This is a genomic window from Bacillus mobilis (assembly GCF_001884045.1).
Lineage (GTDB): Bacteria > Bacillota > Bacilli > Bacillales > Bacillaceae_G > Bacillus_A > Bacillus_A mobilis.
Map to the genome: position 1 here is coordinate 281,291 of NZ_MACF01000119.1, position 13,348 is coordinate 294,638.

The 13,348-nt window shown below is 31.8% G+C and carries 21 protein-coding genes; 14 read left to right on the top strand and 7 right to left on the bottom strand.

Annotation, left to right across the window (positions count from 1 at the left end; genetic code table 11):
• Positions 1-389 precede the first annotated feature (389 nt).
• The 7 genes from BAQ44_RS21095 to coaW all read left to right on the top strand — a co-directional run bounded on the left by BAQ44_RS21095 (position 390) and on the right by coaW (position 5,764).
• Positions 390-542 carry a YqbF domain-containing protein gene (locus BAQ44_RS21095; RefSeq protein ID WP_071723536.1) on the top strand — a complete coding sequence of 51 codons (153 nt, stop codon included), beginning with the start codon at positions 390-392 and terminating at the stop codon, positions 540-542.
• Positions 543-828: 286 nt separating this feature from the next.
• The gene (locus tag BAQ44_RS21100; RefSeq protein WP_071723538.1) at positions 829-2,031 is read left to right on the top strand and encodes an MFS transporter; all 1,203 of its coding nucleotides are present in this window, start codon (positions 829-831) and stop codon (positions 2,029-2,031) included.
• Between the two features lie 148 nt (positions 2,032-2,179).
• Positions 2,180-2,482 carry a hypothetical protein gene (locus BAQ44_RS21105; RefSeq protein ID WP_063259975.1) on the top strand — a complete coding sequence of 101 codons (303 nt, stop codon included), beginning with the start codon at positions 2,180-2,182 and terminating at the stop codon, positions 2,480-2,482.
• Between the two features lie 177 nt (positions 2,483-2,659).
• Positions 2,660-3,022: a hypothetical protein gene (locus BAQ44_RS21110; protein WP_061679665.1), complete on the top strand. Its 363-nt coding sequence runs from the start codon at positions 2,660-2,662 to the stop codon at positions 3,020-3,022.
• Positions 3,023-3,187: 165 nt separating this feature from the next.
• Positions 3,188-4,387 (top strand): LL-diaminopimelate aminotransferase, encoded by a 1,200-nt coding sequence (locus tag BAQ44_RS21115; protein WP_071723541.1) that lies wholly within the window; start codon positions 3,188-3,190, stop codon positions 4,385-4,387.
• Positions 4,388-4,443: 56 nt separating this feature from the next.
• Entirely contained in the window at positions 4,444-4,842 is a 399-nt protein-coding gene (locus BAQ44_RS21120; protein WP_071723543.1) for a 3-hydroxyacyl-ACP dehydratase FabZ family protein, read from the top strand.
• A 91-nt stretch (positions 4,843-4,933) separates the two neighbouring features.
• Positions 4,934-5,764, top strand: coding sequence for a type II pantothenate kinase (gene coaW / locus BAQ44_RS21125; protein ID WP_071723545.1), 831 nt, complete (start codon positions 4,934-4,936; stop codon positions 5,762-5,764).
• Between the two features lie 6 nt (positions 5,765-5,770).
• On the opposite strand, the gene BAQ44_RS21130 is transcribed toward coaW, so the two are convergent.
• From BAQ44_RS21130 to BAQ44_RS21155, 6 genes are all read right to left on the bottom strand, one after another.
• Positions 5,771-6,280 carry a 2'-5' RNA ligase family protein gene (locus BAQ44_RS21130; protein ID WP_071723547.1) on the bottom strand — a complete coding sequence of 170 codons (510 nt, stop codon included), beginning with the start codon at positions 6,278-6,280 and terminating at the stop codon, positions 5,771-5,773.
• Positions 6,281-6,397: 117 nt separating this feature from the next.
• Entirely contained in the window at positions 6,398-6,877 is a 480-nt protein-coding gene (locus BAQ44_RS21135) for a CcdC family protein (protein ID WP_063259981.1), read from the bottom strand.
• A 36-nt stretch (positions 6,878-6,913) separates the two neighbouring features.
• Positions 6,914-7,585 carry a DUF4052 family protein gene (locus BAQ44_RS21140; protein ID WP_071723549.1) on the bottom strand — a complete coding sequence of 224 codons (672 nt, stop codon included), beginning with the start codon at positions 7,583-7,585 and terminating at the stop codon, positions 6,914-6,916.
• The gene (locus BAQ44_RS21145) at positions 7,582-8,454 is read right to left on the bottom strand and encodes an ABC transporter ATP-binding protein (RefSeq protein ID WP_071723550.1); all 873 of its coding nucleotides are present in this window, start codon (positions 8,452-8,454) and stop codon (positions 7,582-7,584) included. The genes BAQ44_RS21140 and BAQ44_RS21145 overlap by 4 nt, the downstream gene beginning before the upstream one ends.
• Positions 8,451-8,831, bottom strand: coding sequence for a GntR family transcriptional regulator (locus BAQ44_RS21150; protein WP_071723552.1), 381 nt, complete (start codon positions 8,829-8,831; stop codon positions 8,451-8,453). Before BAQ44_RS21150 ends, BAQ44_RS21145 begins: the two co-directional genes overlap by 4 nt.
• A 169-nt stretch (positions 8,832-9,000) precedes the next feature.
• Positions 9,001-9,594 carry a DUF4825 domain-containing protein gene (locus tag BAQ44_RS21155; RefSeq protein WP_071723553.1) on the bottom strand — a complete coding sequence of 198 codons (594 nt, stop codon included), beginning with the start codon at positions 9,592-9,594 and terminating at the stop codon, positions 9,001-9,003.
• A 440-nt stretch (positions 9,595-10,034) separates the two neighbouring features.
• Between BAQ44_RS21155 and BAQ44_RS21160 the strand changes: the two genes are divergently transcribed.
• From BAQ44_RS21160 to BAQ44_RS21185, 6 genes are read left to right on the top strand one after another with little or no spacing between them, the layout of a single operon-like run.
• Entirely contained in the window at positions 10,035-10,175 is a 141-nt protein-coding gene (locus BAQ44_RS21160; protein ID WP_071723554.1) for a YrzI family small protein, read from the top strand.
• A gap of 27 nt (positions 10,176-10,202) precedes the next feature.
• Positions 10,203-10,346, top strand: a complete 144-nt coding sequence (locus BAQ44_RS21165; protein WP_071723556.1) for a YrzI family small protein — start codon at positions 10,203-10,205, stop codon at positions 10,344-10,346.
• A gap of 28 nt (positions 10,347-10,374) precedes the next feature.
• Positions 10,375-10,518, top strand: a complete 144-nt coding sequence (locus BAQ44_RS21170; protein WP_071723558.1) for a YrzI family small protein — start codon at positions 10,375-10,377, stop codon at positions 10,516-10,518.
• Positions 10,519-10,544: 26 nt separating this feature from the next.
• Positions 10,545-10,688 carry a YrzI family small protein gene (locus BAQ44_RS21175; protein ID WP_000668972.1) on the top strand — a complete coding sequence of 48 codons (144 nt, stop codon included), beginning with the start codon at positions 10,545-10,547 and terminating at the stop codon, positions 10,686-10,688.
• 25 nt (positions 10,689-10,713) lie between these two features.
• Positions 10,714-10,854, top strand: coding sequence for a YrzI family small protein (locus BAQ44_RS21180; RefSeq protein ID WP_071723560.1), 141 nt, complete (start codon positions 10,714-10,716; stop codon positions 10,852-10,854).
• Positions 10,855-10,879: 25 nt separating this feature from the next.
• Positions 10,880-11,020: a YrzI family small protein gene (locus BAQ44_RS21185; RefSeq protein ID WP_071723562.1), complete on the top strand. Its 141-nt coding sequence runs from the start codon at positions 10,880-10,882 to the stop codon at positions 11,018-11,020.
• Between the two features lie 241 nt (positions 11,021-11,261).
• Here the strand turns inward: BAQ44_RS21185 and BAQ44_RS21190 are convergent, their stop codons facing one another.
• Positions 11,262-12,347 carry an AI-2E family transporter gene (locus tag BAQ44_RS21190; protein ID WP_000837880.1) on the bottom strand — a complete coding sequence of 362 codons (1,086 nt, stop codon included), beginning with the start codon at positions 12,345-12,347 and terminating at the stop codon, positions 11,262-11,264.
• Between the two features lie 148 nt (positions 12,348-12,495).
• Between BAQ44_RS21190 and BAQ44_RS21195 the strand changes: the two genes are divergently transcribed.
• Positions 12,496-13,317: an HNH endonuclease gene (locus BAQ44_RS21195; protein WP_063259990.1), complete on the top strand. Its 822-nt coding sequence runs from the start codon at positions 12,496-12,498 to the stop codon at positions 13,315-13,317.
• Positions 13,318-13,348 lie beyond the last annotated feature (31 nt).

Genomic DNA, 13,348 nt, shown 5'->3' on the forward strand with positions numbered 1-13,348 from the left:
CTGTAAGAATGTATCTCACAGTTTTTTAAGTATGCTAAAATCTGTTTTTTAAATCTTTCTATATAGTTTCTTTTTCCCTTTTTTCATTTCCTGAAGTTAGACTACCAATAGCATCCGCCGTTACTTCCACCACAAATTCACAAATACCTGCTACTACTTCTCCAATTACTTCATCCATCTTTTTACCCCCTTATTTTATGTAACTTATTTGTAGTATAGATGGGAGTAATTGTATTTAACTATCGGAAAACGTGACAACAACATTACAGTTTTGTAAGCTTTTTCAATTTGTTTAGCTTCTATCCTTTGAAACTTCAAGTATGATTCACAAGCATATAGGCCATCATAAGATTAGGTAAGTTCCAATCCTGCTAGAGGAGGCGTGTAAAATATACTACGTAAAATTAATTAAAGGTCAATCATTCTATGCTTTTGATCATCGTTTCTTAATGTCTGAAGAAGAAAAGGTTTCAGAGAAAGTTTATAATTACTTACGTCGTAATGAATTTTTTGAAGTACGTAAAGAAGAATATTCTGCTTAAAGCATAAAAAACATCAAGAAATTATCCACTTGTGATAATTTCTTGATGTTTTTATTTGACGTATCCTTACTTTCAATAAATATTTAATCATAAGTTTTTTACATTTTGACTTATTTGTTTTATCAATTAACACATCAAATTTTTGACAAATCAAAAAGATTGAAATCCACTCATGAAACACGTATTATAGACTCTGACTCTAAAAAAGTTCGTTAATAATAATACATAAAATAAGGAGGTTTTATATACGAGTTTTTCATTTTAAAAGACGGAGAGGTTTTATATTATGTGGCGCAATAAAAATGTTTGGATTGTTTTAATTGGGGAGTTTATTGCTGGTCTAGGGCTATGGCTTGGTATTCTTGGCAACCTTGAATTTATGCAAAAATATGTCCCTTCTGACTTTATGAAATCCGTTATATTATTTATCGGATTATTAGCAGGTGTTCTAGTCGGTCCTATGGCTGGTCGCGTCATTGATCAGTATGAAAAGAAAAAAGTTCTTCTTTATGCTGGATTCGGTCGTGTTATTAGTGTTATTTTTATGTTTTTCGCTATCCAATTTGAAAGTATTGCCTTTATGATTGCATTTATGGTTGCTCTTCAAATTTCAGCAGCATTTTACTTCCCTGCATTACAATCTGTAATTCCTCTCATCGTACGTGAACATGAATTATTACAGATGAACGGTGTACATATGAATGTAGGTACAATCGCTCGTATTGCAGGTACTTCACTAGGTGGAATTCTTTTAGTTGTAATGAGTTTACAGTATATGTATGCCTTCTCGATGGCTGCATACGCTTTATTATTCCTCTCAACATTCTTCCTACAATTCGAAGATAAGAAATCAACAACACCAAGTAAACAAGCTGCAAAAGATAATAGCTTTATGGAAGTATTTCGTATATTAAAAGGCATTCCTATTGCTTTTACAGCACTTATATTAAGTATTATCCCTCTATTATTTATAACTGGATTTAATTTAATGGTAATTAACATAAGTGAAATGCAACATGATCCAACGATTAAAGGCTTTATATATACAATTGAAGGTGTCGCATTTATGTTAGGGGCCTTCGTTATTAAACGTTTATCTGACCATTTCAAACCTGAAAAATTACTATATTTCTTCGCAGTTTGTACCGCTTTTGCACATCTATCGTTGTTCTTTAGCGATATAAAATGGATGTCACTTACATCATTTGGTTTGTTTGGTTTTAGTGTCGGTTGCTTCTTCCCTATTATGTCGACAATTTTCCAAACGAAAGTGGAAAAAAGCTATCACGGCCGTCTTTTCTCATTCCGTAATATGTTTGAGAGAGTTATGTTCCAAATTGTCTTACTTGGCACAGGTTTCTTCTTAGATACGATTGATTTACAGTACATGGTATTAATTTTCGGTGTCATTTCACTATTAATTATTTTCATTTCATTATCTAAACAGAAACAATATGAAAAACAACCTTCACAATCTGCGAATTTATAACTTAAGAAAAGAAGCATGGATCATTAGATTAATCCATGCTTCTTTTTTATATATAATCTTATTTATTACGTTTACTGAAATGATTTAAAGGAGTACCCCATTTTGCTTTCGAATATAATATATAAATAAGGTATATAGGAGGCGCAAAATGTCTGATGGCATCCAGTTATTGATTATCCTTTTGGTTGTATTCGTTATGTTTAGCATCATAAACTTTTTAGCAATTTCCCTATCTCAACATAGCTTTAAAAGGAGAATTGTGGCAGGCTTCTTATTTTTACTGCTAACACCTATTATTTTTTTGACAACTACGGCACTCACTTCTATATTCGATAACGCTGGTTTTGGATCAATTAACCTATCCTCTTCTATTATAAACGTGTATATTTTAAACGGTATTGTCATCCTTTTTTCCGCATCATTTATCCTCAAAAAACAAAATATAAGATAGCACACTATGCATGAATCTGGATTACGTTAGATTCATGCCTTTTTATTTTAAAAACCTCCCATTTCCCCAATTTTTATGTGAAATTAAATAATTCTTTATAAAAATTTAAACTTTATTTATTACAATATCCCTATCGTATTCGCACGTTTATTGAAAACAAAATGAAAGGAGCACAAAATGAAAAAGATTCTATTGATTATTCCTATATTCATCGTTCTACTTAGCGGTTGTAGCAATAATGACATATACGGTTCTTGGGAAGTCATTGATAACAAAAACGGTCTCTGTCCTACATCTTATAAATTTGAAACAGTTGTAAAAGAAGAAAAGAAAGAAAAAATTGTGCAAAACTTAGTGGAAATGCAAACAACGAAGAAAAAAGAAGATTTATACAAAGGTTCCTTTGTAAAGGATTCTAACGCGTACCACATTGATTATGGTAACTCATTTACATCTGATCAAACTTTAAAAGTTGTCGATGGAAAATTAAACGTATACTTTTATGCAGTTGAAAAATTATGTACATATAAGAAGAAATGATTACACTTCACTTAAAACGCAGAAAATATTTTCTGCGTTATTTTTATCCTCCCTCTAAATTTGTCAATCGTTTTAATTTTCATAAAAAAATGATAAAATGTAACCATGTGTTTTCAGAATAATTAAAAACGCAGAAAGAAAACACAGTTTTTAGGAGGGGTTTTGATGACTTACACGTTAGCAACTAGAATGAAAGCATTCCAATCTTCTATATTTAGTGAATTAGGGGCTTATAAAAAAGAAAAAATTGCAGCAGGTCACAAAATGATTGATTTAAGTATCGGGAATCCTGATATGCCACCTGCTGACTTCGTAAGGGAAGAAATGGTACATACAGCAAGTGAAAAAGAAAGCTATGGATACACATTAAGTGGTATTCAAGAATTTCACGAAGCTGTAACTGAATATTATAACAACACTCATAACGTTATTTTAAATGCCGATAAAGAAGTTTTATTATTAATGGGTTCACAAGACGGACTCGTTCATTTACCTATGGTTTATGCGAATCCGGGAGATATTATATTAGTTCCTGATCCAGGATATACAGCTTATGAAACAGGTATTCAAATGGCTGGTGCAACATCTTATTACATGCCATTAAAGAAAGAGAATGAATTCTTACCTAACTTAGAGCTAATTCCTGAAGAAATTGCCGATAAAGCGAAGATGATGATTTTAAACTTCCCAGGGAATCCAGTTCCGGCTATGGCTCATGAAGATTTCTTTAAAGAAGTAATTGCATTCGCGAAAAAGCATAACATTATTGTTGTCCATGATTTTGCTTATGCTGAATTTTATTTTGATGGTAATAAGCCAATTAGCTTCCTCTCAGTACCTGGGGCTAAAGAAGTTGGCGTAGAAATCAACTCTTTGTCAAAAAGTTATAGTTTAGCAGGTAGCCGTATTGGTTATATGATTGGTAATGAAGAAATTGTTCGTGCACTTACGCAATTTAAATCAAATACAGATTACGGTGTGTTTTTACCAATTCAAAAAGCAGCATCAGCTGCACTAAGAAATGGCGCTTCGTTTTGCGAGAAAAATCGCAGTATTTATCAAAAACGTAGAGATACTTTAGTTGATGGATTCCGAACATTTGGTTGGAATGTTGATAAACCAGCTGGTAGTATGTTCGTCTGGGCCAAAATTCCGAAGGGCTGGACTTCTATAGATTTTGCTTATGCGTTAATGGATCGTGCGAATGTCGTTGTTACACCAGGTCATGCATTTGGACCTCACGGAGAAGGCTTTGTACGTATTGCACTCGTTCAAGATAAAGATGTGTTACAACAAGTTGTTGAAAACATTAGAAATAGTGGTATTTTTTCTCTTGAAAAAGTAAATGAATTAGTTAAAAATTAATGATAACTCCCCTGCTTAACCGTAGCAGGGGTATTATTCATTGGAGGTACTTTCATATGCACATTAAAGACACTCTTCCTCATCGTTATCCATTTTTAATGATTGATAAAGTAACAAATGTAAAACATGGTGAATCCGTTACGGGATATAAACTCATTACGAATAATGAATGGTTTATAAATGATAGTCAAAAACATATGCCTCATATGCTAATTGTAGAAGCACTTGCTCAGCTTAGTGCATTTGTACATCCAAATGACTCTGAAGGTCTTGGCTTCCTCTCCTCATTAGATGGAGTTGAATTTCACGCAAAAGCATATCCCGGTGATAAACTTGATTTACATTATAAGCTAACTCGCAATCGTCGAGGTTTTATTCTCGGTAAAGGTACTGCAACTGTTAATAATCAGCCGATTGTAACTGTGGAAAAGCTATTCATATATCAAGCAGATTAGAGACGATTTAATCCGCGGGGTATCTACCTCCTACAAATTTGTCTCACCAACTTGAGCAGAGTAAACAAATTACTTGGTTAGGAGCAGGAAAATGGAAAGTACTATCGGTATTGATGCTGGAGGAACATTAACGAAAATTGCTTATTTGAACGAACAAAAACAATTAGCTTTTGAAAAATTTTATTCAAATGAACAAGATAAAATAATAGATTGGCTTAAGAAAAACACTCGTATAAAACAAATATGTATTACAGGTGGTAAAGCGAAGCAATTACAGCTACTACTTTCAGACTCATATAAAATAGTAGAACGAAATGAATTTGAAGCTACTCTATTAGGTGTCCAATACATATTAAAAGAAGAAAAATATGATATAAATAACTTTATATTAACAAATATCGGTACAGGTACTTCCATTCATTACGTTTATAATGACCAATATATTCGCGCTGGCGGAACTGGTGTTGGCGGTGGTACTATTATGGGGCTTTCAAAATTATTAACAAATATAGATCATTTTGAAGATGTGATTCCGTTAACAAAAGTAGGTTCTAGAAAAGCACTAGATATTACGGTTGGAGATATTTATGATGGCATTCTCTCTCCTATTGATAATAGCTTAACTGCAAGTAATTTCGGCAAAGCTACTAAAACAGACTCGAATTTTAGTAGCTCTGATATACTAGCAACTGTGCAAGGACTTGTCGGTGAAGTCGTTACTGCATTAAGCCTTCAATTCGCCGAAACAAAAAACATTGACCATATTATTTATATTGGTTCGACTCTTTGTAATAACGTACAACTCCAAAATATTATTAGTAACTACACAAAATATCAAAATAAAACACCAATCTTTTTACGCGATGGTGGTAATAGCGGTGCGATTGGTGCTCTACTTCATGTTACAGATAAAAAAAGCTGACACTTGTCAGCTTTTTTGCAACGGTACTTCAAATTCAATAATTGATTCTCCGTTCTCTCCAATTCGCTCTACACTAATTCTATCAACTACACATTGTAACTTTTCAGGGAAACTTGGAATATCTTTAGCTACTTCAGCAGCTAACTCAGCACTTTCTTTTCTCCCGACTGTTACATGCGGTATGTACGGTATATCTTCTTTCAAAAATTGTAATAAAGCTTCTGTATACAGCAAATCATGCAATTCGTCTATTTGTTCTTTCCCTCCCTCAACTTCTAAAAACAAATAGTTTCCTACACTAGTAATACGATTTGCAAACTCAATTTCAATTTTACCTACCCCTTTTGATAAATTCAAAATATGAGATTTTAATTCATCATCTGAAATATCACTCTTAAATGGAAATACAATTGTTATATGAGGTGGAATTAACCCAAATAAAGGATCATATTTTTGTCTAATGTTCTCTATTTTATTGATGGACATGTTATTTAAAAAAACTAAAATTGTGCGCATTTTTATCCCCTCATCTTTCCCTCGTTATAATTTGTATCATATTCTATGACAGCCTGCCCTTCAACAGCTCGTTTTACCTACATATAAAAATAAAGAAACTTCTCAAATGAGAAGTTTTTATATAGTGTGATTATTATTTTCCTGCCAAACTTTCCTAAACTTTATATAACAAGCAATCCTCCAAGGAATAATATACGATACTGCAACAACATAAAATAATAAACCAATCGTTTGTTGATCTAAATCAACAATAAATTGTCTTGAACCATATCTCAAAATGACAAGTCCAATAAAAGTAATTAAAAAAGCAGCACTTTTTTTCGTATAAATATTCCCATCATCTCTCCGTTCATAATTTGTTAAAACTATAAGTGGTACGGCGAAAAGAACTCCAATGAATGCTGCTATAATAACTTGTAAAATAGCTGGATGCATAGGACCAAAAAACCATAAAGCACCTGGTGTTAATAATAATAATGGCCACAAAATACGTTTTCCCGTCCCCTTAATTGGCTTATGCATAGAACGATAACGACGCCAAAATATTAGTAGTGCAATACATAAAAATACGGTAATGAGTGAAGATGTATCTCTCATTCGCTATCCTTCTCTCTTTAGTAATCTAATACTATTTCAAATCGTTTTTTCGAATGATACTTTTCGAATAAATATACCACTAGTTACGATATAAAGAACAGTTAATCCAATTGAAATAACAGTAAAATATGGAATATCTACTAAAGATCCATCACTGGTAAATAATAAACCAGTTATCCCTGCTTCCCCATAAAGCACACTATTTGTTGATAAGAAAAGGGATCCACCAATCATCAGACCAATCCACTGAAATCTTTGTTTAAAAACTACTACCACTTGGAAGAAACATGCTGTTGTAACATAAAATAAAAATTGCAAAATAAATTGTTGTACCGATTGCTCCCCAAAACTAACATTTACTAAATTATATTTTATGTCTTGTAAAAGCATAACTTGAAGAAATGAAAATAATGCAGATTGCAATACGATATAACAAATTGCCCCGATAAAATATTGTATTCTCGTTACACCAAATGAAACAGCTAAACGAAAAAGCTCATCTTGAATGTTGAAAACACTCCCTACTATAAATAACATAATTGCTATTGAAGGATTATTTATAATTTCAGGTAAATAACCAATGTTTACTCCATTTAAATGAGCAGCATTTAAAGCCCCTTTTATTAATAAAGCTACAATCCAAAATATTATAATTGCTTTATAATGAAAATTTATATGTAACTTCAACTGCTTCATTAACATCGTCATTTCACTTCACCACCAGTTATATGTATAAATAGTTTTTGTAATGTAATTCTATCGATTACTAAACCTTCTTTTTCAAGAGAGTAATAATCTTCATTAGAAAGTTCTTCCCATATAACATTAATGCCTTTATTCCCATAGACTTCTCGATTTATTACTTTCTTATTTACCGAAAATTTATCTACTTTATCTTTTTTTCCTGAAATAATATGACCTTGCTGCAATAAATCTTCCACTGATGATTGAACAACTAGTTTTCCTTCTTTTATGATGATTACATCTTCAATCACATGGGTTACTTCTTCTACTAAATGTGTTGATAATATAATTGTTCGTGGATACTCACCATAATCTTCTAGTAGTAAACTATAAAACAACTCTCGATGTGCTGCGTCCAAACCTGTAGTCGGTTCATCAAAAATTGTTATTGGTGCCCTACTTGCTAATCCTTGAATAATTCCGACAACTGTTTGCATGCCGTGTGATAGTGTATGATATTTCACTGTCATATTAAGCTGAAATTTATCAACGAGTTCTTCAGCATACTTTCCATCCCAGTTTTTATAAAACATGCTGCACATCTTAAATATTTCTTTTACTTTATAACTGAAATGCGCTTCTTCTTTCACTCTAACAAAACAAATGTTTTGCATCGCTTTACTATTTTCAAAAACATGTTCACCAAATATTGATACACTTCCACTACTTGAAGTAATCTGGCCTGCAAGTAAATTTAATAGTGTCGTTTTTCCTGCTCCGTTTCTACCGAGTAAACCATATATTTTATGTTCTTCCAATGAAATCGTTACTTCATTTACTGCTACTTTCTTTTTGTACTTTTTCGTTACATCTTTCGTTTCAAGTGCAATCATCCCTCTTTCCCCTCCTTCATAATTTTTTGAATCATATCCATCAATTCGTCTTTGGATATTTCTAATACTTTTGCTTCTTCCCATACTTTAGGTAAATATTCGGTCATAAAAGTATTTTGTCTTTTTTTAAGTACGACTTCTTTCGCTCCCTTTGCAACAAACATCCCGATCCCTCTCTTTTTATATAGAATCCCTTCGTCCACTAATACATTTACCCCTTTAGCTGCAGTAGCTGGATTTATTTGTAACATCTTCGCAAATTGATTTGTTGATGGAACTTGTTCTTCTTCCAGTAATATGTCTTTTAAAATATCAGATTCAATCGTTTCTGCAATTTGTAAGTATATTAATTTATTTTGCTCCAGAGTAGGTTTCACAACTTCACCACCTTAGGTTCATAGGTTCATTACTTATGTAATTAACCATATCACATAAAAATATTTATTTCCATAAATTTCTTTTATAAAAAAGAGAGTCATTCGTTTAAGAATGACTCTCTTTCTAAAATTTTGAAGTTTCAACTCTTGTTCTCAAATTCTTTTCATTTTATTCCAACTGCTGCACTGGATATTTAGCAAATAAAGATTTCCGAAAATCTTTATCATTTATAAGCATTGTAATTTTTTCGTTATTATCGTTAAGGAACTTTACTACTTTCTTTTTATCCCATATATCATTTTCTTTTGGAAAATCATCAAATTTTTCATACAAGAATGATAGTATTTCTTCTCTCTTTATCGCGAAATTTTTATTTTCTACATGAAACTCGTAACTTTTCGCATTTGGTACTAAAATCGCTAAATAAATAACGTTAAAGAGAAAATTCTTCTTCATCGTATCCTTACTATCAAACCAATACGTCTCAACCATTTCTTCTGTAAGGGTTCCATTCCCTTTTGCACCATAGTTTACCTTTATACTTTCATTCTCCAAACTAATACTTTGAAATGTTTCGCCACCGGGTAAATGATTAACAATTGTAACCACATCTGAGTTATTACCAACGTATGTCCCAGCATATTTTTTAAAATCACTAGGTTCAACATCAGATATTTCTTTTATACTTTCTCCGTTAGAACAAGCAGCAATAAATAAAAAAATTGTTAGCATAACAATCACATCACGATGCATATATTTCATTTAGCTTCCCCCATTTTTATCAATATTTAGTTAATTATAATACATCTTCTCAAAACCCTTTGAAATATACGCATTTTAATCAAAATTAAAAATTTTCAATTTTCCTGTTTACAATTATCCATTAATTGTATATACTTACTAACGTAAGAAAAATATTCTAAAAGGAGGTCGAATAAAATGATGAAATTACAATTACATGCTTTAACTTTAGCGTTAACTGCACCTTTGTTTTTCGGACAATTAAATATGAATTCGACCACCCTAATGGAGAATTGAAAATCGTACATTGTTTCGATTAATTCATAAATTCGCCACAGGAGGTCGTATACTTTCCTGTGGCTTTTTCGCGCCCTGCCATAGGAGAACTATATCTTCCTGTGGCTTTTTTGTGCGATTTTTTAGCCTCTTATATCATTTTGTTAAGAAAGGAGCAACATTCGATGACTATTAGCGTATTGTTTTTAAGTATTACGATTCAAAGAAATACAATTTCCAAAAATGAAATTCTTCATAATGAGCAAATAGAAAAAGCTATGAATGATGTTAAGGAGCGCCAAGCACTTTATTGTGATCACATGTAATTCCTTTTCGAAAGGAGGAATTCATTTATGACTTTTCATATTTTCTTTTTTACGGCTGTACTTCAGAAAAATACTTTAACTGAAGCTGAAATCAATCGTAAACAACAAATAAAACAACTGACTGATAAAATGACTGACATTAAAAGTTCATACTATACGCAAATGTATTAAAAATATATTTTTAAGGAGCAATTTCCTAATGAAATTTAAAGCGTTCTTTTTAACGCTCACCATTCAAAAACGTAAGCTTTCACAGAAAGAAATTTCACGTGAGCAACACATTCAATCTATTATGGACGAAGTAAAAGAGCATCAAGCTTCTTATTACAGCCGACTATTTTAAATAACTTTTAAAGGAGCAATACCTTCATGAAATTTAAAGCGTTCTTTTTAACGATTACCATTCAAAAGCGTAAGCTTTCTCAAAACGAAATTTTACGTGAACAACACATTCAATCTATTATGGACGAAGTGAAGGAGCGCCAAGCTTCTTATTACAGCCGTCTTTTCTAAATAACTTTTAAAGGGGTAAAAACAAATGAAATTTAAAGTATTCTTTTTAACCATTACGATTCAAAAAACTAAGTTCTCCGACAGTGAAATATTGCATGATCATCAAATCAATAAAGCTATGGAAAATGTAAAAGAACGTCAAAGTCACTACTGTAGCCATCTATAATTCCTTTCGAAAGGAGGAATGTATTATGAAGTTTCACCTTTTCTTTTTAACAATTACAATTCAGAAAAAAAACTATTCTGAAGCTGAATTAAAACAAGAACGACAATACAAACAAGTTATAGACGAAATTCGAGATCGTAGAAGCAAATACTACTCTCACCTATAATCCTTTAAAAATATAAAACTTGAAAGGAGTCGATTAAGATGTTGATAGCACGTTCTAAAGAAATGATTTGGATAGTTCAGAGGGATTCCACATAGTTTTATAGACAGAATAACACACAAGTATATCGTTATATTTGATGTGTAATAAATATATAATAAAATTACACCAATGCACTTTTAATATTGAGTAATTAAATAAAAGATACACCACTTAAAAAGCGGTGTATCTTTCTCAACATATACTATTTTCGATTACTTCGTTTCGTCTTAAACAGTCTCACTAAGTTCGATACAACTGTTTTCGTAACTGCATAAACTGGTACTGCTAAAATCATTCCGATAATTCCCGCAAAGTTACCTACCCCTAAAATTAAAATAATAATTGTTAACGGATGGATATTTAATTTTGAACTCATAATACGCGGTGAAATGATGTTACTTTCAAACTGTTGTACAATTGTTACGATAATAATTACGTACAACGCTTGCATCGGAGATACGAACAGACCTACGATAACAGCTGGTGCTGCACCGATAAATGGACCTAAGTTAGGAATAATATTTGTAAATGCTGCTATAATTCCCAAAACGAAAGCGTACGGTAAATCGATAATTAAATAACCGATAAAAGTAAACGCACCTACAAATATACAAACGAGCGCTTGCCCTTGAATATATGCAGATAATGTTTCATTCGTTTCCTTAATGATACGAAGTCCTTCTTCACGGTATGACTCAGGTAATAGACTAACTGCTTTCCCTGGGAATGCATGTCCATCTTTAAACATATAAAATAAAATGAACGGTACTGTGAAGATTACTAATGCGACGTTCGTTATAATACCAAATAAAGCCGTTGCACTCGACGTAATCGTGTTTGGTATATCCTTTAAGTATTCAATTGCATTTTTTTCAATTGTTTCAATGGAAACATAGTTTTGTGTAGATAACCATTCAAACAATCTATGATGGGATAAATCTTGTATGTATAGTTTTCCCTCTTTAATATAACCTGGCATATTTTTCACTAAATCCATTAGCTGTTGTGAGATTGTTGGAACAACAACTCCAACTCCAACCGCAGTTAATGTTATGATAAAAAGATATAACAGTAAAATCGCTAAATTTCTAGGTACTTTTTTATTCTCCAAAAAGACTAACAATGGGTTAAATATGAAGTATAAAAATAACGCGATTAAGATTGGGAAAAACAACGTTGATATGAAGATACCAATCGGTTGAAATAAAAACGATATTTTTGTGCAAATAAATATGATCGCTACAACCATTAGCACTTCTAATGTCCAAAAGTGCACTTTCGATTTCAAAAAACTTCCTCCTTTAAACTAGCACTTCTCTTTATTGTACCAAAATACACTACAATTTCACATAATATTTTCCTTTACAATATTCCAAAATGCCAATAAATACACTACAATGAGATTACATACAAATTTGCAGGTAAAGGTGATAAAAATGACACAATGCATCATTTGCAGAAAAGATACGAAAGAACTTAGTGAACAATATGTCATCCCAGAAATATTATGTGGATATTATTTCACAAACTCAATTTGTGATACTTGTCATGAACAAATGACAACAAATATTGATCGTCCCTTAATTCGGCATAAATTAAGCCAATTTAAGATTGAGCAAATGAAAAAACAAATTGATTCCCCTCTCTATACGAATGAGCATGGTGAGGAACTTGCGGCTGCTGAGACAGATGTTGTTGAAGTAAGTGATGAAATACTTTATTCCAATGCATTAATTATGAAACTATGTAAAAAACACGATATTTCACTACATAATGAAATTTGGAAAGAAGAACGTGTAACGAAGGTAGCTAGCTCTATTCAACGTGAATTACTTTTAGATAACCGTAAATACAAAATGAGTGTATTAAAAATGGCTTATACTTTCGCTGTTCAAGCTGTTGATGGCTATTTGGAAGATCCAGATGCGATTGATATTTCTAACATTCTATCAAATGCGGATTTCATAGAATTAAAAGAAAAGAGCATTGTTCGTGATTTAAGTAAAAGTTCTTTATGGAATACATTAAATACAAATAGCGAAAACCATTACTTTATTTTATTAAGTGATAAAGATGGCCTGTTCTGTTTCATTCGTCTATTTGATATTTTTGACGTTGTCGTTCATTTATCAGAAAAGAGATATGAACTTTCATCGCCTATTGTCGGCGTAAATAATGTAAGTAGGCAGGAATTTTATGTCCAAACTTTAAAACAGTATATGGATGGGCTATTTAAAGAAAAAACTACTTCTATTTAATCCGAACCAGAACATACGGTCTCCTTTCTTG

Bases quoted from the DNA above. Each gene is read 5' to 3' on its own strand.
- BAQ44_RS21140 (WP_071723549.1), bottom strand. From the start codon at position 7,585: ATGACGATGTTAATGAAGCAGTTGAAGTTACATATAAATTTTCATTAT.
- BAQ44_RS21135 (WP_063259981.1), bottom strand. From the start codon at position 6,877: ATGAGAGATACATCTTCACTCATTACCGTATTTTTATGTATTGCACTA.
- BAQ44_RS21195 (WP_063259990.1), top strand. From the start codon at position 12,496: ATGACACAATGCATCATTTGCAGAAAAGATACGAAAGAACTTAGTGAA.
- BAQ44_RS21130 (WP_071723547.1), bottom strand. From the start codon at position 6,280: ATGCGCACAATTTTAGTTTTTTTAAATAACATGTCCATCAATAAAATA.
- BAQ44_RS21145 (WP_071723550.1), bottom strand. From the start codon at position 8,454: ATGATTGCACTTGAAACGAAAGATGTAACGAAAAAGTACAAAAAGAAA.
- coaW (WP_071723545.1), top strand. From the start codon at position 4,934: ATGGAAAGTACTATCGGTATTGATGCTGGAGGAACATTAACGAAAATT.
- BAQ44_RS21160 (WP_071723554.1), top strand. From the start codon at position 10,035: ATGACTATTAGCGTATTGTTTTTAAGTATTACGATTCAAAGAAATACA.
- BAQ44_RS21180 (WP_071723560.1), top strand. From the start codon at position 10,714: ATGAAATTTAAAGTATTCTTTTTAACCATTACGATTCAAAAAACTAAG.
- BAQ44_RS21105 (WP_063259975.1), top strand. From the start codon at position 2,180: ATGTCTGATGGCATCCAGTTATTGATTATCCTTTTGGTTGTATTCGTT.
- BAQ44_RS21120 (WP_071723543.1), top strand. From the start codon at position 4,444: ATGCACATTAAAGACACTCTTCCTCATCGTTATCCATTTTTAATGATT.
- BAQ44_RS21100 (WP_071723538.1), top strand. From the start codon at position 829: ATGTGGCGCAATAAAAATGTTTGGATTGTTTTAATTGGGGAGTTTATT.
- BAQ44_RS21115 (WP_071723541.1), top strand. From the start codon at position 3,188: ATGACTTACACGTTAGCAACTAGAATGAAAGCATTCCAATCTTCTATA.
- BAQ44_RS21170 (WP_071723558.1), top strand. From the start codon at position 10,375: ATGAAATTTAAAGCGTTCTTTTTAACGCTCACCATTCAAAAACGTAAG.
- BAQ44_RS21175 (WP_000668972.1), top strand. From the start codon at position 10,545: ATGAAATTTAAAGCGTTCTTTTTAACGATTACCATTCAAAAGCGTAAG.
- BAQ44_RS21185 (WP_071723562.1), top strand. From the start codon at position 10,880: ATGAAGTTTCACCTTTTCTTTTTAACAATTACAATTCAGAAAAAAAAC.
- BAQ44_RS21155 (WP_071723553.1), bottom strand. From the start codon at position 9,594: ATGAAATATATGCATCGTGATGTGATTGTTATGCTAACAATTTTTTTA.
- BAQ44_RS21165 (WP_071723556.1), top strand. From the start codon at position 10,203: ATGACTTTTCATATTTTCTTTTTTACGGCTGTACTTCAGAAAAATACT.
- BAQ44_RS21110 (WP_061679665.1), top strand. From the start codon at position 2,660: ATGAAAAAGATTCTATTGATTATTCCTATATTCATCGTTCTACTTAGC.